At 71.7% G+C, this 20,862-nt stretch carries 19 protein-coding genes; 4 read left to right on the top strand and 15 right to left on the bottom strand.

Annotated elements, in window-relative coordinates; translation table 11 throughout:
• Positions 1 to 103 precede the first annotated feature (103 nt).
• On the top strand, positions 104 to 1,930 hold the full coding sequence (locus tag ABZ707_RS31950; RefSeq protein ID WP_360181915.1) for a glycoside hydrolase family 15 protein: 1,827 nt from the start codon (positions 104 to 106) through the stop codon (positions 1,928 to 1,930).
• A 132-nt stretch (positions 1,931 to 2,062) separates the two neighbouring features.
• On the opposite strand, the gene ABZ707_RS31945 is transcribed toward ABZ707_RS31950, so the two are convergent.
• The 4 genes from ABZ707_RS31945 to ABZ707_RS31930 all read right to left on the bottom strand — a co-directional run bounded on the left by ABZ707_RS31945 (position 2,063) and on the right by ABZ707_RS31930 (position 5,896).
• Complete coding sequence (locus tag ABZ707_RS31945) at positions 2,063 to 2,761, bottom strand: HAD-IA family hydrolase (protein WP_360181912.1); 699 nt, start codon at positions 2,759 to 2,761, stop codon at positions 2,063 to 2,065.
• A 94-nt stretch (positions 2,762 to 2,855) separates the two neighbouring features.
• On the bottom strand, positions 2,856 to 3,221 hold the full coding sequence (locus tag ABZ707_RS31940; RefSeq protein ID WP_360181909.1) for a hypothetical protein: 366 nt from the start codon (positions 3,219 to 3,221) through the stop codon (positions 2,856 to 2,858).
• A gap of 26 nt (positions 3,222 to 3,247) precedes the next feature.
• Positions 3,248 to 4,816, bottom strand: coding sequence for a phosphotransferase (locus ABZ707_RS31935; protein ID WP_360181906.1), 1,569 nt, complete (start codon positions 4,814 to 4,816; stop codon positions 3,248 to 3,250).
• 174 nt (positions 4,817 to 4,990) lie between these two features.
• On the bottom strand, positions 4,991 to 5,896 hold the full coding sequence (locus ABZ707_RS31930) for an SDR family oxidoreductase (protein WP_360181903.1): 906 nt from the start codon (positions 5,894 to 5,896) through the stop codon (positions 4,991 to 4,993).
• A gap of 418 nt (positions 5,897 to 6,314) precedes the next feature.
• Here ABZ707_RS31930 and ABZ707_RS31925 point away from each other — a divergent pair, with 418 nt between their 5' ends.
• On the top strand, positions 6,315 to 7,943 hold the full coding sequence (locus tag ABZ707_RS31925; RefSeq protein WP_360181900.1) for a PucR family transcriptional regulator: 1,629 nt from the start codon (positions 6,315 to 6,317) through the stop codon (positions 7,941 to 7,943).
• Between the two features lie 66 nt (positions 7,944 to 8,009).
• On the opposite strand, the gene ABZ707_RS31920 is transcribed toward ABZ707_RS31925, so the two are convergent.
• The 5 genes from ABZ707_RS31920 to ABZ707_RS31900 all read right to left on the bottom strand — a co-directional run bounded on the left by ABZ707_RS31920 (position 8,010) and on the right by ABZ707_RS31900 (position 13,240).
• Positions 8,010 to 9,092 (bottom strand): glycosyltransferase family 4 protein, encoded by a 1,083-nt coding sequence (locus ABZ707_RS31920; RefSeq protein ID WP_360181897.1) that lies wholly within the window; start codon positions 9,090 to 9,092, stop codon positions 8,010 to 8,012.
• A 190-nt stretch (positions 9,093 to 9,282) separates the two neighbouring features.
• The gene (recN, locus tag ABZ707_RS31915) at positions 9,283 to 11,028 is read right to left on the bottom strand and encodes a DNA repair protein RecN (protein ID WP_360181894.1); all 1,746 of its coding nucleotides are present in this window, start codon (positions 11,026 to 11,028) and stop codon (positions 9,283 to 9,285) included.
• A gap of 134 nt (positions 11,029 to 11,162) precedes the next feature.
• Entirely contained in the window at positions 11,163 to 12,068 is a 906-nt protein-coding gene (locus ABZ707_RS31910; RefSeq protein WP_360181891.1) for an NAD kinase, read from the bottom strand.
• Positions 12,065 to 12,880, bottom strand: a complete 816-nt coding sequence (locus ABZ707_RS31905) for a TlyA family RNA methyltransferase (protein ID WP_360181888.1) — start codon at positions 12,878 to 12,880, stop codon at positions 12,065 to 12,067. The genes ABZ707_RS31910 and ABZ707_RS31905 overlap by 4 nt, the downstream gene beginning before the upstream one ends.
• 84 nt (positions 12,881 to 12,964) lie before the next feature.
• Positions 12,965 to 13,240, bottom strand: coding sequence for a hypothetical protein (locus tag ABZ707_RS31900; RefSeq protein ID WP_360181885.1), 276 nt, complete (start codon positions 13,238 to 13,240; stop codon positions 12,965 to 12,967).
• Positions 13,241 to 13,282: 42 nt separating this feature from the next.
• Between ABZ707_RS31900 and ABZ707_RS31895 the strand changes: the two genes are divergently transcribed.
• Positions 13,283 to 13,630, top strand: a complete 348-nt coding sequence (locus ABZ707_RS31895) for a sterol-binding protein (protein ID WP_360181882.1) — start codon at positions 13,283 to 13,285, stop codon at positions 13,628 to 13,630.
• A 28-nt stretch (positions 13,631 to 13,658) separates the two neighbouring features.
• Here ABZ707_RS31895 and ABZ707_RS31890 read toward each other — a convergent pair whose 3' ends face one another.
• From ABZ707_RS31890 to ABZ707_RS31875, 4 genes are all read right to left on the bottom strand, one after another.
• Positions 13,659 to 14,477 (bottom strand): ABC transporter ATP-binding protein, encoded by an 819-nt coding sequence (locus ABZ707_RS31890; RefSeq protein ID WP_360181879.1) that lies wholly within the window; start codon positions 14,475 to 14,477, stop codon positions 13,659 to 13,661.
• 69 nt (positions 14,478 to 14,546) lie between these two features.
• The gene (locus tag ABZ707_RS31885) at positions 14,547 to 15,617 is read right to left on the bottom strand and encodes an iron chelate uptake ABC transporter family permease subunit (protein WP_360181876.1); all 1,071 of its coding nucleotides are present in this window, start codon (positions 15,615 to 15,617) and stop codon (positions 14,547 to 14,549) included.
• Complete coding sequence (locus tag ABZ707_RS31880; protein ID WP_360181873.1) at positions 15,614 to 16,666, bottom strand: iron chelate uptake ABC transporter family permease subunit; 1,053 nt, start codon at positions 16,664 to 16,666, stop codon at positions 15,614 to 15,616. Before ABZ707_RS31880 ends, ABZ707_RS31885 begins: the two co-directional genes overlap by 4 nt.
• A gap of 101 nt (positions 16,667 to 16,767) precedes the next feature.
• A complete protein-coding gene (locus ABZ707_RS31875; protein ID WP_360181870.1) occupies positions 16,768 to 17,796 on the bottom strand; it encodes an HAD hydrolase-like protein in 1,029 nt (342 codons plus the stop codon).
• 72 nt (positions 17,797 to 17,868) lie between these two features.
• On the opposite strand from ABZ707_RS31875, the gene ABZ707_RS31870 reads away from it, so the two are divergent.
• The gene (locus ABZ707_RS31870) at positions 17,869 to 19,182 is read left to right on the top strand and encodes a DUF1015 domain-containing protein (RefSeq protein WP_360181867.1); all 1,314 of its coding nucleotides are present in this window, start codon (positions 17,869 to 17,871) and stop codon (positions 19,180 to 19,182) included.
• A gap of 72 nt (positions 19,183 to 19,254) precedes the next feature.
• Here the strand turns inward: ABZ707_RS31870 and ABZ707_RS31865 are convergent, their stop codons facing one another.
• Both ABZ707_RS31865 and ABZ707_RS31860 read right to left on the bottom strand, forming a co-directional pair.
• On the bottom strand, positions 19,255 to 20,124 hold the full coding sequence (locus ABZ707_RS31865) for a hypothetical protein (RefSeq protein WP_360181864.1): 870 nt from the start codon (positions 20,122 to 20,124) through the stop codon (positions 19,255 to 19,257).
• Positions 20,124 to 20,849 (bottom strand): hypothetical protein, encoded by a 726-nt coding sequence (locus ABZ707_RS31860; RefSeq protein WP_360181861.1) that lies wholly within the window; start codon positions 20,847 to 20,849, stop codon positions 20,124 to 20,126. The genes ABZ707_RS31865 and ABZ707_RS31860 overlap by 1 nt, the downstream gene beginning before the upstream one ends.
• Positions 20,850 to 20,862 lie beyond the last annotated feature (13 nt).

Raw genomic sequence — 20,862 nt, 5'->3', positions numbered from 1 at the left:
TCGCTGCCGAGTCCGGCCGGCAAACGGCACCACCCCGCCCGATTTCCCGGAAAAAGAGCTCGTCAACGACCCTTGACCGCAGTAAGCGCCCCGCGGGGCGGACATGGCCGTTCGACTGGAGATGCACGTGGCCGGGCGCATCGAGGATTACGCACTCATCGGAGATATGCAGACCGCCGCCCTGGTCTGCCGGGACGGCACAGTCGACTGGCTGTGCCTGCCCCGCTTCGACTCGCATGCCGTGTTCGCGGCTCTGCTCGGCACCGATGAACACGGTTTCTGGCGGCTCGGGCCCGCGCATCCCGCGGGCTCCGCGCCGCCGCCGTCCTCACGGCGCCGCTATCGCGGAGATTCGCTGATTCTGGAATCGGAGTGGGACACGCCACGCGGCACGGTCAGAGTGACCGATTTCATGCCGCCGCGTGACGGCGCTCCGCAGCTCATCCGGATCGTGGAGGGCATCAGCGGACGGGTGCCGATGCGCTCCTCGCTGCGGATGCGCTTCAGCTACGGACGCGTGGTGCCGTGGGTCCACAAGGTCGGCAACCGCACGGTGGCCGTCGCGGGACCGGATTCGGTCTGGCTGGACACCACCGCGGAGACGTACGGCAAGGACCTCACCACGTACTCCGACTTCACCGTGGCACCGGGCGACCGGATCGCCTTCACCATCAGCTGGGAGCCCTCGCACCGGGAACCGCCCGCTTTGCCCGATCCCGAGGGTTCGCTCGAAGCCACGTCCGATTTTTGGCGTGAATGGGTCGAGCACTGTACGTATCACGGCCCTTACCGGGAGGCCGTGGTCCGTTCGCTGATCACCCTCAAGGCCCTGACCTACGCGCCGACGGGCGGCATCGTCGCCGCGCCGACGACCTCGCTGCCGGAGGAGATCGGCGGCGTACGGAACTGGGACTACCGCTACACCTGGCTGCGCGACGCGGCGATCACGCTCTCCTCGCTGCTGCGCACCGGCTACCGCGAGGAGGCCCGCGCCTGGCGCGAGTGGCTGCTGCGCGCGGTGGCCGGCGACCCGGAGAACCTCCAGATCATGTACGGCATCGCCGGTGAGCGGGAGCTCGGCGAGGCGGAGCTGGACTGGCTGCCCGGCTATGAGCAGTCGGGTCCCGTCCGGGTCGGCAACGGGGCGGCGCACCAGCTCCAGCTCGATGTGTACGGCGAGGTCACCGAGGCTCTGCATCTGGCCCATATGACCGGCCTGGCCCGTAACGATTACGCCTCGGTCCTCCAGCTCAAGCTGATCCGCTACCTGGAGAAGCACTGGGACCAGCCGGACGAGGGCATCTGGGAGGTGCGCGGGCCGCGCAGGCACTTCGTGCACTCCAAGGTGATGGCATGGGTCGCGGTGGACCGCACGATCAAGCTGATCGAGTCCGGGGACGCCGACGGGCCGCTGGAGCGCTGGCGCGAGCTGCGGGACGACATCCATCACGATGTCTGCGAGAAGGGTTACGACAAGGAGCGGAACACCTTCACGCAGTCGTACGGCTCCAAGGAGCTGGACGCGTCCCTGCTGCTCATTCCGCAGATGGGCTTCCTGCCGCCGGACGACAAGCGGGTCATCGGCACGATCGAGGCGATCCAGCGGGAGCTGTCCACCGAGGACGGGTTCGTCATGCGCTATCCGACCTCCGGCGAGGACGCGGGTGTCGACGGTCTCCAGGGCGACGAGGGGGCCTTCCTGGCCTGCTCGTTCTGGCTGGCCGACGATCTGGCGATGATCGGACGGGTGGACGAGGCCCGGAAGCTCTTCGAGAAGCTGCTCAGTCTCCGTAACGATCTGGGGCTGCTGGCCGAGGAGTGGGACTCCCGGCTCCAGCGCCAGGTGGGCAACTTCCCGCAGGCGTTCAGCCATGTGCCGCTGATCGACACGGCGCTGCGGCTGACGGCCTCCGGCGCGTACGGCGGCTGACAGGGCGCTGTCGTGGGCCGGTCCTTCGCGGACCGGCGCACGCGCGCCGTGCCGGGGCCGGTGGGATGCCCACGGCCCCGGCACGGCGGCGCCGGCGGTTTCAGGCCGGCCGGGGGCCGGCCCCCGCGCGGGTCAGCCGACCAGGTCGAGCACCGGCAGCAGGGCGCCGGGGCGCTGGTCCACCGGCAGATGGTCGACGAGATGGACCGGGCAGCCCAGCGCCGCGGCGCCGGTGTCCGCCCGGCGGTCGTCTCCGACCATGGCCACCTGCTCCGGCGGCAGCCCGAGCAGCTCACAGGCCGTCCGGAACAGCCGTGGATCGGGCTTCTGGACTCCGTGCTCATAGCTGAGCACAAACGCGTCCACCAGGACGTCGAGTCCGTACGCGCGGAAGACCGGCCGCAGATCCCAGCCGATGTTGCTCACCACCGCCACCGGGATTCCGCGCTGCCGCAGTTCGCGGAGGACCTCGGCCGTGTCCGGGTACGGATTCCACGCGGCCGGTGTCATATGGCGGGCGTACAGGGTGTCGTAGACCTCGTCGCCCCATGGCAGCTCGGCCTGTCTGGCCAGCCCCGTGTACACGGCGCGATGGCATTCAGGCGTCAGGTCGCGCTCCGCCCAGGGCTGCTCCAGATGTCTCGGCAGCACCTGCGGCGAGATCCCGCCGGGCAGCGCGCCCAGCCGCTCCAGTCGTTGCGCGTACTCGGCCACTTCGGCGCCGGTGACGGGCACGCACGCGTCGTCCAGCACCGCGCGGAGCCAGTTCTCCGTCGCCTCGACCCGCAGCAGCGTGCCCGAGAAGTCAAACATGCAGCCCTTGATCGTCACAGGTGTTCTCCTCTTTCCTCACGGTGGTCTTTTCTCGCGGTGGTCTTTTCTCGCGGTGAAGGACCTTGCTCACCAGGAACGGCCCGCGGGGCCGTCATGAGGGATCCGGCGCCGGCACCTTGTCACCGGGCACCTTGGGCACATGAAAGACGATCAGCCGGACGGGGTGCGGGACCGGCAGCGCGCCGTGCGAATCGCCCGGCTCCAGGACCAGCAGGTCACCGGCGCGCACCTGGACCCGGATGTCATTGACCCAGTAGTCGGCGGCGTCGAGGAAGTAGAAGATCTCGTACAGATACCGGTGGAGGTGCTTCTCCTCCGTGAATCCGGCCGGGTGCTCGACGAGCAGAACCGCCGCCCGGTCGACCGGCACGTCCACCGGCAGGTCGAGCAGAGACAGCACGGTCCGTCCGTCCGGACGCCGGTCCGGTGTCAGGTCCGCTGAGCGCACAACACGCATCGCGTCCCCTCCTTTCCCTCGTCGTGTCAGGCCACCCGGGCGGTGGCGGTCGCGGCCGTCAGGTCCTCGTACAGGCTGTTGAGGAGTTCGAGACCGCGGGCGTAGCAGGCCAGAGCGACGGTCTCCCGCGCGTCGCGGACTATGTGGAAGGGCATGACACTGCACATGTGCGCGGCCTCCGCCAGGCGCACCTTGAGCAGCCAGTGAGCGTCGCCCTGGGCCCAGTCCGTCGCCAGCAGCCAGGCGTGGATCCGTTCGCGCACACCGCGGTAGAAAGCGACCAGGCGCGGCGAGGTGAAGGTGTAGTCGATCTCGTCGTCGCCCGCCTCCACCCGCACATGGCCGTCGTGGATCAGGTCGTACAGCGAGTTGACGGAGTGCCAGATCTTTCCGAGGTCGTAGGCGATGTCATAGCCGGAGTTTCCTCGGGGATCGATCAGGAAGAACCGGTGGTTGTCCCGGTCGATCAGGATGTTGTCGAAATGAGGGTCGCCATGGGTACGGACCAGCCGCTCCGGCGTCAGTATCCGCAGTGCCTCCTCGTCGTTGGCCATGGCGGTGACCAGGTGCTGGGCTCCGCGTAAGGAAACACCGTTCACCCGCACCGTGTCCGCGGTCCACAGCCGCCGCCGGTCGGGCAGTGCCGCCGCGGTCTCCGCGAGCCTTCGTTCGATACGGTCCAGATGGGTGCGCCGCACATAGTCGTCCGGCGCGGATCTGTGCCCGACCGGATAGAGATCGCGTCTGAGCGTGGCCAGTGTCCGGCGCGCCCAGCGGGCCGCCTCCTCCTCGTCGACCTCTCCGGCCAGAATCAGCCGCCGCAGCGTGGGCAGATGGTGGTAGGCCAGATCCATCGAGACCCCGTGCGACTCGATCCGGGATTCGACGACGTCCGGGAAATGGCGGCCGGCGGTCGCTTCGAGACCGTGCAGCCAGCCGATCTCCTCGGTCAGCTTGCCGCAGCCGGCGCCCACCGCCTCCTTGCGGACCGTGCGGCGCCCGGACGCGGGATGGAGCCGGATATATGTCCGGGCATGGGAGCCGCCCGCCAGGGAGCCTCCGACGACCACGTCCTTTCCATGGACGTCCCGGGTCAGAGCCGCGCACTGGACACGGGTCCGCTGTGCCAGCCGGCTGACCACCGTCTGCCAGGGAAGCCGGAATCCGCTCTCTTCCAGGATCGCGCACAGGGCCGCCCGGTCCCGCTCGGTCAGAAACAGCGCTCCGAGGTAGCCGAAGGCCCCGCTGGTGGCGAGCCCTTCCAGGATCAGCGCGAGCTTTCCCTCCCGGCGGGTCATGGCGTACAGCCGGCTTCCGAGATCTTCCCGCTCGGTCACCAGGGCGGTCGCCGTGCCCAGATTCGCGAAAGCCGGCAGAACTCCGGCGCGGATGTCACAGGCACAGTCAAGAATAAGGACACTGCCGCCGCCTTCACGCAGCGCCCCGGTCAGCGCTCGCGACCGCTCTTCCTCCTCGGCCGCCACGACCTGTCGCAATACGCCGGGCCAGGGGGCCGTTTCGTCGTTTTCGGCGGCTGTCTCACCGGTGAATACGGTGACATGGCCGAGAGTTCCGTCCAGTACGGCGTCTCGCACACGGGAAAGCACGCCGACAGATGTATCCGGGTGGTGCCGGCACACGGTGTTGCGCACGATGATTTCCACCGGATTTCTCCTTCAGGAATGATGTGACGTGCGAAATCTGTTCCGCGAATCTGGGAATCCGAGAATCCGGGAGGGCCCGGGAAACGGGTGCCCCGGGCTCGGTCACTACCGGCGCGCGCCGCCGGTCCGGCCCGCCTCGATCGACCGGAGGAAGGGCGCGACGCGTTCGGAGACACCCGCGGGCGGGCGCATTCCCAGCAGTTCCAGCCGTGCCGCGCTCAGCCAGGGACGGACGGGCTTCGCGACCCCTGACGCCGGTGGCGGCGTGCGCAGCGGACGGAGCAGCGACACCGACAGGCCCGCGGCCGCCGCGATCCTCTTGCCCCAGGCGTACTTCGTCATCCCCTCCTGGCTGGCCAGGTGAAGGATGCCGTCCAGGTCCCGGCTGATGGCGCGCTCCAGCAGCCCGGCGATGTCCCGTGTCCAGGTCGGCTGGCGTTCGAACTGATCGTCCAGCTCCACGGGGGTGCCGCGCTCCAGCGCGTGCAGCAGGGATTCCGTCCAGGTCGGCCCACGGCCCGGGACACGGCTGCCGTAGAGCACCGGAAGACGGACGGTCAACTGGCCCGGGACACCGGACGCGTAGATCTCGCCCTGCCTTTTCGTCCGGCCGTAGACCTGTAAGGGCCGGGGGATGTCGCTCTCGGTGTATCCGTGCGGGGCGGTTCCGTCGAATACGTATTCCGTCGAGATGTACACCAGCTTCACGCCGTGGCGGACACACGCCTCGGCGACATTCCTGGTCGTCTCCGCGTTCAACCGGGCCGCGGACTCGGGATCGCTTTCGCACGCCTGCACATCGGCGTTGGCAATGCAGTGCACGCAGATGTCCAGGGAGTTCTCCGCGAAGAACTGATCGACCTGACGGCGGGAAGTGGCGTCGATCCGCCAATGGTCAGGACGGTGTTGGGAGTTCGACCATCCGGTCACTTCGTTTCCGGCGCTCAGCGCCGTGACCATGTCCGTGCCCAGCATGCCGCTTGCGCCGGTCACGAGGATTCTGCGAGGCATGTCGTTCTCTTCTCCACCCCGGGGGGCGTCGGCGGAACCGTCGGCCCCTGGTCACGGCCCGCCGGGGCCGTCCTGGAGTACGCGCGACGGAGCTTTAACCGTTCCGATCGGACAGCCGCGCGGCACGGAGCCGCGACGGTCGCGTGGGGATCCTGCGGAAGAGGGAGTGGCTGCCGAGGAGAGTCCCTGTGCGAGGCGGCATTGCCTCAGCACACTTTGGGAGCGCTCTCAAAACATGACCATGATTGCTGGCGCGCCGGGCCGCTGTCAACCATTCCCCATCCGGCCCAGGAGTCGGCCGCGGCCTCCCGACGGGGGCGGCCCGGAGCCCGGAACGCCCCCGCCGGAAGCCCCCGTACGCGCGGCGGCGACCGGGCCCGGACACCCCCGGTCCCGCACCACGGGTAGCCTCCGCCTCATGGACACTCAGGGCGGAATCACCGTGCGGCGGGCGCTTGAGCTGCCCGGACTCCGCGGTGGCCTCCCGGAGGTCGTCGCCTGCCCCGACCGGCTGGACCGCACGGTGCGCTGGGTGCACGCGGGTGAGGTCCCGAACATCGCGTCACTGCTCAAGGGCGGCGAGCTGCTGCTCACCACCGGTCTCGGCCTGGGCACCCGGCCCGCGGGGCAGCGGGCCTTCGTCCGGGGGCTCGCCGAACGCGGGATCGCGGCGCTGGTGGTGGAGCTGGGGCCGCGGTTCGACCGGCTGCCGGCGGCGATCGTGGAGGCGGCCCGCGCGGCCGGGCTGCCGCTGGTGCAGCTCCACCGTGAGGTGCCCTTCGTCTCGGTGACCGAGGAGGTCCACACCGAGATCGTGAACGGTCACTACGCGCTGCTGCGGCGGGCCGAGGAGGTCCACCGGCAGTGCACGGAGGCGCTGCTGGGCGGTGGAGGCGTGCCACAGGTCCTCCGGATCCTCGCGGACTTCGCGGGCAACCCGGTCTTCCTGGAGACGGCGGAGAGGCGGCTGCTGTACGCCGTGGCCCCCGGCGCCGCCCCGGCCGCCGCCGACCCGTTGCAGATCTGGGAGGGGCTGCGCGGCCGGCGGCCGGCGGTGGCCGCGGAACCGCCGGCGGGCTCGGTGCTGGTGGATGTGCCGGGCGGCGGCCAGGGTACGGGCGCGGTGCGCGCGCGGCTGATGCTGCCCGCCGTGTCGGCTCCGCTGCTGCCGGTGCACCGGATGGCGGCCGAGCGGGCCGCGGACATTCTCGCGGTCGTGCTGATGCAGGCCCGTCAGGAGGAGGAGCTGGCGGCGCGGGGCCGCGGCGACTTCCTGACCGATCTCGCGGCGGGCCGGATCCGCGCGGAGGACGCTCCGGCACAGGCCGGGGTCCTGGGCTTCAGGCCCGGTGAGGAACCGCTGCTGCCGGTGGTGATGCGGCTGGCGTCGGAATTGTCGCCCTCGGGCAACTGGGCGCTGCTGGCGCGGGCGGTGCTGGAAGAGCTGTCGTCGGTGGGGGTGCCGGTGCTGCTGGGCGTACGGCCCGTGGAGGGCCGGGTGCCGCTGCTGCTCGGGCTGCGCTCGGAGTCGGAACGTACGGCCGTGGCCGACCGGGTCGCGACGGCGCTGCGGGCCGGAGTGGAGCGGGCCGGCCTGGAGCGGGCGGGCGGACGACCGCCGGTGGTGGTGGTCGGGGTCCCGGGCGGCTGGGCCGCGGCGGGTGCGGGGCTGCGGCACGCGGCGGAGACCGCGGCGGCGGCCCAGGGCCTGCCCGACCGGCCGTGGCACGACGCACGGCGTCTCGATATCGACCTGCTGCTGTGGCGCCTGCGCGAGCATCCCGATCTGGCGGCCTTCGTGGACCGGGCGATCGGACCGCTGCGCGCGCACGACCGGGTGTCGAAACCCGCGCTGCTGCCGACCCTGGAGGTCTATCTGGCGCACGCGGGCCGCAAGGCCGAGACCGCGCGCGAGCTGCGTCTCAACCGCCAGACGCTCTACAACAGGCTGGCCAGGATCGCCGAACTGCTCGGCAGCGACCTGGACGATCCCCAGACGGTGCTGGCCCTGAGCCTGGCCCTGAGGGCCCGCCGCCACACGCCCTGACCCCGGGGACCCGGATTCGGCCGAGGGGCCGGGAGGGCGCCCGCGGCCCCGGCCCGTCGGCGGCCCTCAACTCGTCGGCAGCGTCAACTCGTCGTACACGGACAGCACTTGGGCGACGGTCTCGTCCTCCGTGGGCCAGGTCGCCGCCTGCGCCCGTCCCGCCGCGACGAGTTCCCGCCGGCGTTCCGGATCTCCGAGCAGCCTCAGCACCGCTTCCGACAGGGACGCCGCGTCGCCGTACGGCACGAGTTCCGCCGCGTCGCCGACCAGTTCGGGGATGCCGCCGACCGCCGTGGCGACCAGCGGGACTCCGAGCCGCAGCGCCTCCTGGGCGAGAATGGAGCGAGCCTCCCAGCGGCTGGGCAGTACCGCGAGGTCGGCGGCCGCGAGCAACTCGGTGATGTCGTCCCGGCGGCCGATGAGCTCCACCGGCAGCCCGCCGTTCTCGATGCGGCGTTGCAGTCTGCCGCGCTCCCGGCCCTCCCCCGCGACGACCAGCAGCGGTACGGGGTCGAGACCGCGCCAGGTCCTGGCGGCGTCCAGCAGGGTGTCGTATCCCTTGTTGGGCTCCAGGGATCCGACGGCCATCAGTAACGGACGCCCGACGGCGCCGACTTCCGCGCGGGCCTTGCTCTCCGGTCCGCCCGCCGGCCGGTGTGGCGCGGGCACCGCGATCGGCGCGAGACGGGCGTCCCGCGCCCCACTGCCGCGGGCCCGGTCGACCAGCTCCGAGGACGTACCGAGCACAATGGCCGCCGCCCTGGCCGCCCTTCGTTCCAGCAGCCGCGTCAGTCGAGCCCGCGGTCCCTCCTCGATCGGGCGGGTGTGCCAGGTGACAACGAGTGGTACGCGCCGGCCGCCGAGCGCGATCGCGGTCCGTACCGCCGCGTGCAGCCCGTGCGCGTGCACCACGTCCGCCCCGGCGCAGGCGGCGCGCAGGGCCGCGACAGCCGCCGGATCACCGCGTCTCGGTACGGGAACGTGCAGCGCCCCGGCACCGCGGAAGTCGTAGGCGCGGTCGAGCTCGGCGGGCGCGCACACCGTGACGCGCACGCCCCGGGCGGCCAGGCCCGCCGCCAGCGACCGGACGTGCGCGCTGCTGCCCGCACTGCCGCCACCCAGCACCAGGACCGTACGCAGTTGTGTCACGTGGCCAAGGCTCCTGGTTCGGGATCGGGGACTCCGTCAAGGATGCCAGTCCGTACGCACGTTCCGGCACCGCCGGGGCGTCGTTCTTGTGTCCGGTGCCGCAACTCCGCGGCCGGGATCACTCACACGGGTGAAGGCGCCGGCGGAGGGCCCGCGCCGCCCGGTCGCGCGCCGGCGCCTCCGCGCGGTGTTACGCGTCCGCGCGGGCCGTGGCCAGCAGTTCTTCCGCGTGGGCGCGGGCCGTCTCCGAGTCCTCCTGGCCGGCCAGCATCCGCGACAGCTCGCGCACCCGGTCCTCGCCCTCCAGAACCGTCACACCCGAACGCGTCACCGAACCGTCGTTCGTCTTCTCGACCAGGAGCTGACGGTCGGCGAAGGCCGCCACCTGGGGCAGATGGGTCACGACCACCACCTGAGCGGACTTGGCGAGCTTCGCGAGCCGGCGGCCGACCTCGACCGCGGCCTTGCCGCCGACCCCCGCGTCGACCTCGTCGAAGAGATAGGTCGGCACGGGATCGGAGCCCGCGAAGACCACCTCGACGGCGAGCATCACGCGCGACAGCTCACCGCCGGAAGCGCCCTTGGCGATCGGGCGGGGCTGGGCGCCCGGATGCGGGGCCAGCAGCAGCTCGACCTCGTCCACGCCGTGCGGCCCGTACACCACGGGGCGTCCGCCCACCTCGACGCCGGAGACCTCGTCCGGGGACTCGGTCTGCCGGATGTCGAACGAGACCCGCGCGTGCGGCATGGCCAGCGAGGCCAGCTCCGCCGTGACCGCCTCCGCGAACCGCGCGGCCGCTTCCGTCCTGGCGTCCGTCAGCGCCTGGGCGAGCGAGGAGAGTTCGGTCCGCAGGCCGTCGCGCTCGGCCGTCAGCTCACCGATCCGGTCGTCGTCGCCCTCCAGCTCGGTCAGGCGTGCCGCGCTCTCCTCGGCCCAGGCGAGTACGCCGGTGATGTCCTCGCCGTACTTGCGCGTCAGGCCGGTGAGCGCGGCCCGGCGCTCCTCCACCGCGGCGAGCCGCAGCGGATCGGCGTCCAGATTGTCCGCGTATCCGGCGAGTTCACCCGCGACATCCGCCAGCAGGATGGAGATCTCCCCCATCCGGTCGGCGAGCCCGGCGAGCGCGGCGTCGTGGGACCGTACGGCCTCCAGCGCCCGCCCGGCGCCCGCCACGAGCGTTGTCGCGTCGACGCCCTCCGGGTCCTCCGGGTTTCCGGCGAGGGCCGCGTGGGCGATGGCCGCTGCGGAGGCCAGCGCTTCCGCGTGACCGAGCCGTTCGGCCTCCGCCGCGAGCTCGGCGTCCTCGCCCGCCCGGGGCTCCACACCGGCGATCTCGTTCAGCCCGAAGCGCAGCAGATCGGCCTCCTGCGCGCGCTCCCGGGCCCGGGTGGTCAGCTCCTCCAGCTCCGTGGCGACGGCCCGCAGCCTGCGGTAGGCCGCCGCGTAGGTGGCGTGGGGCCCGGCGACCGCGTCGCCCGCGTACCGGTCCAGGGCCTGACGCTGCCGCGCGGGCCGCAGCAGGCCCTGCTGGTCGGTCTGGCCGTGTACGGCGACGAGGTCGTCCGCCAGCTCGGTCAGCACCCCCACCGGCACGGACCGCCCGCCGAGATGCGCCCGTGAGCGCCCCTCGGCCGAGACGGTCCTGCTGATGAGCAGCGTGCCGTCCTCCAGCTCCGCCCCGGCCTCCTCCGCGCGTACGGCGGCGGACGAGCCGGCGGTCATGGTGAGCCGCCCCTCCACGACCGCGGCCTTGGCCCCGATCCGCACCAGCGCGGGATCGGCGCGACCGCCGAGCAGCAGCGCCAGGCTGGTGACGACCATGGTCTTGCCCGCGCCCGTCTCACCGGTCACCGCGGTGAAGCCGGGCGACAGCTCGACCACCGCGTCGTCGATGACCCCGAGCGACCGTATCCGCATCTCCTCCAACACGGTCATGACCATACGAGGTCCCGGCCCCGCCGTGCGACGGACCCCACCCCCGGTTCGCCCGACCGGGCAGTGTTCGCCGCTTCCCGCCCGCCGCCCCACCGGATTCCGTACGTTCACGATCCGCCCGGGACCACGCCCCCTCAGTGCGGCGCGCCCCGCCAGCCGGAGACCGGCAGCGCGAACTTGGCCACCAGCCGGTCCGTGAACGACGCGTGGTGCAGCCGGGCCAGCCGTACCGGGACGGCCCCGCGCCGCACCTCGACGCGCGCCCCGGCCGGCAGCTCGATGGTCCTGCGCCCGTCGCACCACAGAACGCCGTTCGGGGTGTGCGCCTGCACCTCCACCGCGAGCACCGTGGTCGGCGAGGTCACCAGCGGTTTCGCGAAGAGGGCGTGCGCGCTGATCGGCACCATCAGCAGCGCCTCGACCTCCGGCCAGACGACCGGTCCCCCGGCCGAGAAGGCGTAGGCCGTCGATCCGGTGGGGGTGGCGCAGACGATCCCGTCGCAGCCGAACCCGGTCACAGGCCGTCCGTCGATCTCCAGGACGACTTCGAGCATCCGCTCGGGCGAGACCTTCTGCACGGCCGCCTCGTTGAGCGCCCAGTCCTCGTGGACGACATCGCCGTTGCTGTGCACGACGACATCGATGGTCATCCGTTCCTCAACCTCATACGCACGGGTGACCACCCGGTTGACGACCTTGTCCAGATCGTCGCGTTCCGCCTCGGCGAGGAAGCCGACCCGGCCGAGGTTGACGCCGAGCATGGGCACGCCGGAGGCCCGCGCGAACGCGGCGCCGCGCAGCAGCGTCCCGTCCCCGCCCAGCACGATCAGCAGTTCACAGCCGTCGAGCACGTCGTCCTTGCCCTCCGGGACCGTCTCGACGGCCGGCGGCAGCGGCAGATCGACCGCCTCGGCGGCCAGGACGCGCACACCGATGCCGTTGCGCAGCAGTCCGTTCACAACGAGTTCGGCGCTTCTGATCGCCGCGGGTCTGCCGGTGTGGGCCAGCAGGAATACGGTGCGTTCTGCGTTCGTGGTCAACGGGGTCCCTCCGCCACTGCACGGTCGACATCCGCCGGATCGAGTTGGGGCGCTCCGGCTCGGAGCCACAGAAAGTACTCGACGTTTCCGGAGGGTCCTGGCAGCGGGCTGGCTGTGACGCCCCGTACCCCGAGGCCGAGTTCGGCCGCCCGCCGCGCCACGGCCCGTACGGTCTCGGCGCGCAGCTCGGGACTGCGTACGACGCCTCCGCTGCCCAGCCGGTCCTTGCCCACCTCGAACTGCGGTTTGACCATCATGACCAGGTCGGCGTCCGGCGCCGCACAGCCCACCAGCGCGGGCAGCACCAGCCCCAGCGGGATGAAGGACAGATCACCGACGATCAGGTCCACCGGCTCCCCGCCGATCGCGTCGAGCGTCAACTCCCGTACGTTGGTGCGGTCCTTGACGACGACGCGTTCATCGCTCCGCAGTGACCAGGCGAGTTGTCCGTAACCGACGTCCACGGCGATCACACGGGCGGCGCCGGACCGCAGCAGGACATCCGTGAAGCCGCCGGTGGACGCGCCCGCGTCGAGCGCCCGCCGGCCCCGGACCTCCAGTCCGAGTGGGGTGAAGGCCGCCAGCGCGCCCGCGAGTTTGTGCCCGCCGCGCGACACGTAGTCGGGGTCGCCGTCATCCTCGGTGACGACGACGGCCGCGCTCGTCTCGACCTGCGTGGCGGGCTTGGTCGCGGTGGCGCCGCCGACAGTCACCCGGCCCGCGGCGATGAGCTGGCTCGCGTGCTCGCGCGAGCGTGCGAGTTTACGGCGTACCAGCTCGGCATCGAGACGGCGGCGTGCCAGTCCTGCCACGTTCGGTTCAGCTCCTGTGGTCGTACGCGAGAGAGGTCACGGAGGCGCCGGAGGGTCCTGAGGCCACTGTGGTCCCGGACCGCGTCACCCCCGGGGCCCGTGGGGTCCCGGGGGCGCCGGACGTGCGTCGAGCGCGGTCAGCGCGTCGCGCAGCCCCCGGTGTACATCCTCGTACACCTCGGCGTGGCCGTCGGCGGGGAGGTGGTCGGCGTCGGCGAGACGGGCCAGCCACGCGTCCACCCCGGCGTCGCCGGTCGGTACGCGTTCCACCCCGAGCGGCCGTGGCGCCGCCGGTTCGTCCACGGGGATGTCCACCGCTCCGGGCTCCCGCTCGGCCGGGCCCGCCATCGAGTCGCTCATGCCCAGACGCTACCCCGAAGCACTGAGGTACCGTCGGTCGCGATGGCGACGAAGGAGGAGTGCCGCGGCGCACTCGACAAGCTCTCGGAGAATCTGGCCCGCGCGGACGGCAAGGTCCGCACCGCGGCCGGCTTCGACCGCTCGCTGAGCTGCCACATCACGGACCTGGATGTCACCTTCGCGGGCCGCCTGACGGGTGGCCGGATCGTGGTGGCCGACACCATGGACGGCCCGCCGCGCGGAAAGGCACAGATCGCGCTGGCCATGGCGGGCGACGATCTGGTCGCGCTGGTCGACGGCGAGCTGCATTTCGCCCGCGCCTGGACCTCGGGACGGATCAGGCTGGACGCGAGCTTCCTCGATCTGCTGCGCCTGAGGTCTCTGCTGTAGGCGGACGGCGCTGCTTTCGAAACGCGCCCTAGGACATCTCGGTGGATACGGGGGCCGTACGCCGCACGCGGCGGCCGGCGGGGACCACCAGGGGCGTGCCGGTCTCCGGGTCCTCGATGACCTGGCAGCGCAGCCCGAAGACCCGCTCCACCAGCTCCGCCGTGACCACGTCCGCCGGCGCTCCCTCCGCCACGATCCGTCCCTCACGCATGGCGATGAGGTGTGTGGCGTAGCGGGCCGCGTGGTTGAGGTCGTGCAGGACGGCCACGAGCGTACGGCCCTCCGTCTCGTGCAGTTCGGCACAGAGGTCCAGCACCTCGATCTGGTGCTGGATGTCGAGGAAGGTGGTCGGCTCGTCGAGCAGCAGCAGCGGGGTCTGCTGGGCCAGGGCCATGGCGATCCAGACGCGCTGGCGCTGGCCGCCGGACAGTTCGTCGACATAGCGATCGGCCAGTTCACCGACTCCGGTGGCCGCCATCGACTCCTCGACCGTCCGTTCGTCCTCGGGCGACCACTGCCGCAGCAGCCCCTGGTGCGGATAGCGTCCGCGCGCCACCAGGTCCGCGACCGTGATGCCGTCGGGCGCGACGGAGGACTGCGGCAGCAGACCGAGCGTCCTGGCGACCTTCTTGGCGGGCATCGAGTGGATGGCCGTGCCGTCCAGCAGGACCCGGCCCTCGGTGGGCCTGAGCATCCGGGAGAGCGCCCGCAGCAATGTCGATTTGCCGCAGGCGTTCGGGCCGACGATCACCGTGAAGGAGCGGGCGGGGATCTCCACCGACAGGTCGCGGGCGATGATCCGCTGGTCGTAGCCGAGGGTCACCGCTTCCGCGGTGAGGCGTTGCATGGTCGTACTCCTGATGTCCACGGGGTTCATACCTGTCCGTTCACGCGCGCGTTGGGATCTGTCGCGCCCTCATATGCGCCCTGCCCTACGTTCGCCGATCAGCAGCCAGAGCAGATAGCAGCCGCCGAGGACCCCGGTCACCACGCCGACGGGCAGTTCCCGGTCGCCGAAGGCCGAGGTGGCGAACCAGTCCGCGACCAGCAGCAGCACCGCGCCCATGACGGCGGCGGGACCGAGGTGGGGACCGGACGAGCGGGTCAGCCTGCGGGCGAGCTGCGGAGCGCTCAGCGCCACAAAGGAGATGGGGCCGGCGGCGGCGGTCGCGACGGCGACGAGCAGCACGGCCGATGCCATCAGGACCACTCTGGTCCGCTCGACCCGCACCCCGAGCGCGTACGCCGCGTCGTCGCCCATCTCCAGCATGCGCAGCGGCCGTCCGTGACCGAGGATCAGCGGTACGAGCACGGCGCACACCGCCAGCAGCGGCCAGACCTGGTCCCAGTCGCGGCCGTCGAGCGAACCGGTCATCCAGAGCACGGCCCGGGTGGCATCGATCAGATCGGCCTTGGTGACCAGGTAGTGGTTGGCGGCGGTGAGCATCGCGGCCACCCCGATGCCGACGAGCACCAGCCGGTATCCCTGCACCCCGCGCCGCCAGGCCAGCAGATAGACACCGGCGCCGGTCACCGTACCGCCGACGACCGCCCCGCCCGCGACGGCCAGCGCCCCACCATGGAAGAGAACGATCACACTCAGTGCGCCGACGGTCGCACCCTGACCGAAGCCGATCACATCGGGGCTGCCGAGTGGATTGCGGGTGATGGACTGGAAGACCGCACCGCCGAGGCCGAGGGCCGCGCCGACGAGCAGTCCGACGAGGATCCGCGGCAGCCGCAGCTCCCGGACGATGAACTCCTGGCCGGGTGTGCCGTGTCCGGTCAGGGCCGCGACCACATCGCCGGGAGGGACCGGGTAGTCGCCGCTGCCGACGAGCACGATTCCGGCCGCCAGCGCGGCGGCCGTCAGCACCAGGACCACCAGGGCGGATCGGCTGTCGACCCGTACGGAGAGCCCGCCGGGCAGACGGATCGCCCGGATCGCGGGGCGCACCGGCGCCTTCTCACGGGAGAACACCGTCATAGCTGGGCCATCCTCTTGCGGCGTACGAGCTGGATGAAGACGGGGCCACCGATCAGCGCGGTGACGATGCCCACCTGGATCTCGGACGGCCTGGCGATGACCCTGCCGACCACATCCGCGCCCAGCAGCAGTACCGGCGAGAGCACCGCCGCGTACGGCAGGATCCACCGCACGTCGGGCCCCGTGATGCCGCGTACCAGATGAGGCACCATCAGCCCGACGAAGACGATCGGCCCGCACGCGGCCGTCGCGGCGCCGCACAGCAGGGTCACGGAGACCATCGCGAGGACACGCGTACGGACGAGATGCGCGCCCAGCGCGCGAGCGGTGTCGTCACCCAGTTCCATGGCGTTCAGCGGGCGGGCGATCAGCAGCGCCAGCAGGACACCCGCGGCGATGAACGGCCACACCTTGCCGGCGGTCGACATCTCGGCCGAGGCGAGGGAACCGACGGTCCAGAAGCGCAGCCGGTCGAGGGCCGCGGAGTCCAGCAGCTGAACGGCGTTGACGTAGCCGAACAGCGCGGCGCTCGCCGCCGTACCCGCGAGCGCCAGCCGGACGGGGGTGGCGCCCCGGCTGCCGCCCAGGACATAGACGACGGCGGAGACGGCCGCGGCGCCGAGGAAGGCGAACCACACATAACCGGTGACCGAGGTGACACCGAGAAAGCTGATGGCGGAGACGACGGCGGCGGCGGCTCCGGCGTTCACGCCCAGCAGCCCCGGTTCCGCGAGCGGATTGCGGGTGAGCGCCTGCATCACGGCGCCGGCGAGCCCGAGGGCGGTCCCGGCGAGCAGTCCGAGGACCGTGCGCGGCAGCCGGACATCGGCGACGATCACATCACTGGCGGTGCCGGTGTCATGGAACAGCCCGTGCCACACGTCGCCGAGCGGAAGCGGCTTGGCACCGACGGCGATGCTGGCGGCACAGACCAGCAGCAGGACGCCGAAGGAGAGCAGCAGCCCCCCGGCGCGCGCGTAACGGTGTCCGCGGGCGGCGGCGGGAGGTATCGGCTCCACGCGCTGTTCTGGGGGACTGTCGACCAACACGAGGTTAGGTTAGCCTACCCTCGCTATCGCCTCACCGGGGGTGGCCCTGCCTCCGGGCCACCCGCCGGGCGAGAGCACGCCGCATCGGCGTGCCCGGCGGACTACAGGCCGAGCTTCGCCAGCGCCTTGCCCGCCTCCAGCCCACAGGAACCGTCGCCCGCGTCCGTCCAGGCCGCCGCGCAGAGCGCGCGCAGCCCGTCCAGCGCCGCGCCGTCCCCGTCGAGCGCCAGCGCGCCACTCTTGACGGAAGCGGTCCATCCGCCGCAGCCGAACCCGCCGTCCTTCTCGGTCACTTCGGGCTGCCCTGTCAGCAGTCCGCGCAGATCAGCGTCCACATACGTCGGCCGGTGCCTGGGCTCGGCGGCCAGCAGCCGGGCCGCGTCCGTCACTCCCGTCAGCACGAGCAGCGAGTCCACGTCGCCGTTGGACGCGCCCTCGATGTCCGTGTCCAGCCGGTCTCCCACCACGAGCGGCCGCTTCGCCCCGGTCCGCAGGACCGTCTCGCGGTGCATCGGCGGCAGCGGCTTCCCGGCCACCTGCGGCTCGGCGCCCGTCGCGATCCGCACGACCTCGACCGCCGCGCCATTGCCCGGCATGATCCCGCGCGCGCTCGGAATCGTCAGATCCGTGTTGGACGCGAACCACGGCACACCACGGGAGATCGCCACACATGCCTCGGCGAACCGGCCCCAGGTCATGTCGGGCCCGCCGTATCCCTGCGCCACGGCAGCCGGATCCTCGTCGGCGGACTCCACCGGTTCAAGTCCGCGCTCGCGCAGCGCCACCCGCAGCCCCTCCCCACCGATCACCAGGACCCGCGCCCCCTCCGGGACCTGCTCGGCGATCAGCCGGGCCACCGCCTGAGCCGAGGTGATCACATCGGCGGCGTCGGCCGGCACCCCCAGCTCGGTGAGATGCTCCGCGACGGCCCCCGGCGTACGCAGCGCGTTATTGGTGACATATGCCAGATGCATCCCGCTCTCCCGGGCCGTACCGAGGGAGTCGACCGCGTGCGCGATGGCCTCGCCGCCCGCGTACACCACTCCGTCGAGATCGAGCAGAGCCGTGTCGTACGCCTCGTTCAGCGCGGTCGCACTGCCGCTCGGCCTGGTCCTGCTCTGGTCGCTCATCCGTCTTCCGCTCCTCGCTCGTGGCCTCTCCCCCGATCATCGCTCATGCCCGCTGACACATACGATGCACAGATGAACACAACGGGTCCTGCGGGCAAGGGGCTGCGACTTCATCCGTTCCGTGGACTCCGCTATGTCCCCGAGCGGGTCGGCAGCCTCGCCGCGGTGACCTCACCGCCGTACGACGTGGTCGTCAGGCCCGACGGGCTGCATCATCTTGAGTCGGCGGATCCGCACAACATCGTCCGGCTGATCCTGCCGCAGGCCGCCACACCCGGCGACCGCCACCGGCAGGCGGCGTCGACGCTGAGCCGCTGGCTGTCCGAAGGCGTCCTCGCACCCGACCCCGAGCCCGCGCTGTATGTGTACGAGCAGCGCGACGGAGACATGCTCCAGCGCGGAGTCATCGGGGCCCTGGCGCTCTCGGCGCCCGCCGAGGGCGTCGTACTGCCGCACGAGGATGTGATGCCGGACGTCGTGGCGGACCGTGCGGCACTGATGCGGGCCACCGCCGCCAATCTGGAACCACTGCTGCTGACCTACCGCGGCGAGGGCGACGCGACCGCCGGAGCCGGTACGCCCGGCGGGGACGCCACGTCCGGGACGGCCGCCGTCATCGAACGCGCCATTGGCCGCGCCCCGCTTCTCGCCACCACCACGGAAGACGGCTTCCGGCACCGGCTGTGGTCGGTGACGGACGCCGCCGACCTCGCGGAGATCGCCGACGATCTCTCCCACCACCAGGCGCTGATCGCGGACGGCCATCACCGCTGGGCGACCTATCTCCGGCTGCGTGACGAGCATCCGGCCACCGGGCCCTGGGGGTACGGCCTGGTCCTGCTGGTCGACACGGTGCGCCATCCGCTCCGGGTCCGCGCCATCCACCGGCTGCTCCACCGATTGCCCGTCGACCGGGCCGTGGCGGCGCTCGCGGGCTCCTTCCAGGTCCGTACGATCGGGGGCTCCCTCTCAGTCGCCCTTGACGCCCTGGCCGGCGCCGCCTCCTCCGGCAACGCGTTCCTGCTGGCCGGCGACGGACGGTTCCACCTTGTCGACCGTCCGGACGGGGATCTGCTGGCGCGTACGATCCGCACCGACCGGCCGGCCGCCTGGCGCGCACTGGACGCGACGGTCCTGCACTCCACGCTGCTGGACCATGTCTGGCGGATCCCGGACGCCCCCGAGCACATCGCGTACATCCACGACGCGGAGGCCGCTGTCGAGCAGGCGGAACGCCATGGCGGCACCGCGGTCCTGCTGCACCCGGTACATGAGGAAGTCGTGCTCGACCTGGCCCGCCAAGGCGTCACCATGCCGCGCAAGTCCACATCCTTCGGCCCCAAGCCGGCGACGGGACTGGTGCTGCGGAGCCTCACTCTCGGCTGAGACACCAGGGCCGGGACCAGACATGCGTGTGGGCGGCACCCCGGCCGGGGTGCCGCCCACACGCATCATCACTCAGCGCTTGTCGCGCTCCGCACTCTCGACGCCGTCGTGCTCGACGACGGCGATGTCGTCGGCTTCCCCGACGCCATCGGCATCGTCGGCCTCGTCGGCATCGTCGTCGTCATCGATCTCGTCATCGATGTCCGGGACCTCCCTCGGCTCCGTGGCCGCCGGATCCACGCCGTTCAGGGACGCGGACGCGGCATCGGTCTCCGCCTCGTCGTCGTCCTCGGCGTTGGCGTCGTCATCGTCGTCGGCGTCGTCGATCATGGCGTCGACAAACTCGATCCCGTCCAGCTCGGCGAGACGGTCCGAAGCGTCCGTGGCCCCGTCCTTGTCCGACTCGATCGCCTTGGCGAACCACTCGCGGGCCTCGTCGTCACGGCCGGCCGAGAGCAGGGCGTCGGCATACGCGTAGCGCAGCCGAGCCGTCCACGGCTGAACCGAGTTCGACGCCAGCTCCGGGCTCTGGAGGGTCACGATGGCCGCGTCGAGCTGCCCCATGTCCCTGCGCGCACCGGCCGCGACCAGCCGCATCTCGACCTGGCCGGCCTTGTCGAGCTTCTGTACCTCGGGCTCGCCGGCCATCGCCATCGCGCGCTCCGGACGGCCGAGGCCGCGCTCACAGTCCGCCATGACGGGCCACAGATCGACATTTCCGGTCATCCGGCGTGCCGCGCGGAATTCGGCCAGGGCCTCGGCGTACTTCTGCGTGGCGTACGCGGCGAAGCCCGCGGCCTCACGTACGGCGGCGACCCGGGAGGCGAGCCGCAGTGCCACCCGCGAGTACGCGTAAGCACGCTCCGGGTCCTCGTCGATCAGCTTGGCGACCATGACGAGGTTCCTCGCGACGTCCTCGGCGAGGGTCTTGGGCAGGCTCATCAGCTCCTGCCGGACACTCCTGTCGATTTCGTCGCCCGTGACCTCGTCCGGAATCGGCAGCCGCTTGATGGGCTCACGATCGCGGTCCCGGTCGTCACGGCGCTCGTAACCGCCGCTCCGGTTGTCGTCCCGGCCCCGGTAGCCACCACGGTCACGGTCGTCACGACGGCCGTAGCCGCCGCCACCACTGGGGCGACCACCGCGGTCGTCCCTGCGTCCATAGCCGCCACCGCTGGGACGGGCCCCACGGTCGTCGTCGCGGCGCGGACCGCTCGGCCGGTCGTCGCGACGCCCGTAACCGCCGCCACCGCTGGGACGGCCACCGCGGTCGTCGTCACGGCGGGGGCCGGAGGGACGGTCGTCGCGGCGCGGGCCGCTGCTGGGCCGGTCATCACGACGGAAACCGGGCCGGTCATCACGACGGTCATCGCGACGGAACCCACCACGGTCGTCATCACGACGCGGACCACCACTCGGCCGGTCATCACGACGCCCATACCCACCGCCGCGGTTGTCGTCGCGGCGGGTGTCATCACGACGATTGTCGTCCCGGCGGAACCCACCCCGGTCCGTGTCGCGCCGAGGACCGCTCGGCCGGTCGTCACGGCGCGGACCGCCAAAACGGTCATCGTCACGGCGGGGCCCGGAGGGACGGTCGTCGCGGCGCGGGCCGCTGCTGGGCCGGTCATCACGACGGAAACCGGGCCGGTCATCACGACGGTCATCGCGACGGAACCC

The sequence above is a fragment of the Streptomyces sp. NPDC006923 genome (genome assembly GCF_040635655.1).
In the GTDB taxonomy this organism is placed as follows: Bacteria; Actinomycetota; Actinomycetes; order Streptomycetales; family Streptomycetaceae; genus Streptomyces.
This window is presented reverse-complemented; position numbering and strand designations above follow the sequence as displayed.

Excerpts from the sequence above, each read along its gene's own strand:
- ABZ707_RS31950 (WP_360181915.1), top strand. The coding sequence starts at position 104 with ATGGCCGTTCGACTGGAGATGCACGTGGCCGGGCGCATCGAGGATTAC.
- ABZ707_RS31940 (WP_360181909.1), bottom strand. The coding sequence starts at position 3,221 with ATGCGTGTTGTGCGCTCAGCGGACCTGACACCGGACCGGCGTCCGGAC.
- ABZ707_RS31930 (WP_360181903.1), bottom strand. The coding sequence starts at position 5,896 with ATGCCTCGCAGAATCCTCGTGACCGGCGCAAGCGGCATGCTGGGCACG.
- ABZ707_RS31925 (WP_360181900.1), top strand. The coding sequence starts at position 6,315 with ATGGACACTCAGGGCGGAATCACCGTGCGGCGGGCGCTTGAGCTGCCC.
- recN (WP_360181894.1), bottom strand. The coding sequence starts at position 11,028 with ATGACCGTGTTGGAGGAGATGCGGATACGGTCGCTCGGGGTCATCGAC.
- ABZ707_RS31900 (WP_360181885.1), bottom strand. The coding sequence starts at position 13,240 with ATGAGCGACTCGATGGCGGGCCCGGCCGAGCGGGAGCCCGGAGCGGTG.
- ABZ707_RS31895 (WP_360181882.1), top strand. The coding sequence starts at position 13,283 with ATGGCGACGAAGGAGGAGTGCCGCGGCGCACTCGACAAGCTCTCGGAG.
- ABZ707_RS31890 (WP_360181879.1), bottom strand. The coding sequence starts at position 14,477 with ATGCAACGCCTCACCGCGGAAGCGGTGACCCTCGGCTACGACCAGCGG.
- ABZ707_RS31885 (WP_360181876.1), bottom strand. The coding sequence starts at position 15,617 with ATGACGGTGTTCTCCCGTGAGAAGGCGCCGGTGCGCCCCGCGATCCGG.
- ABZ707_RS31875 (WP_360181870.1), bottom strand. The coding sequence starts at position 17,796 with ATGAGCGACCAGAGCAGGACCAGGCCGAGCGGCAGTGCGACCGCGCTG.
- ABZ707_RS31870 (WP_360181867.1), top strand. The coding sequence starts at position 17,869 with ATGAACACAACGGGTCCTGCGGGCAAGGGGCTGCGACTTCATCCGTTC.
- ABZ707_RS31865 (WP_360181864.1), bottom strand. The coding sequence starts at position 20,124 with ATGAGCCTGCCCAAGACCCTCGCCGAGGACGTCGCGAGGAACCTCGTC.
- ABZ707_RS31860 (WP_360181861.1), bottom strand. The coding sequence starts at position 20,849 with ATGACCGTCGTGATGACCGGCCCGGTTTCCGTCGTGATGACCGGCCCA.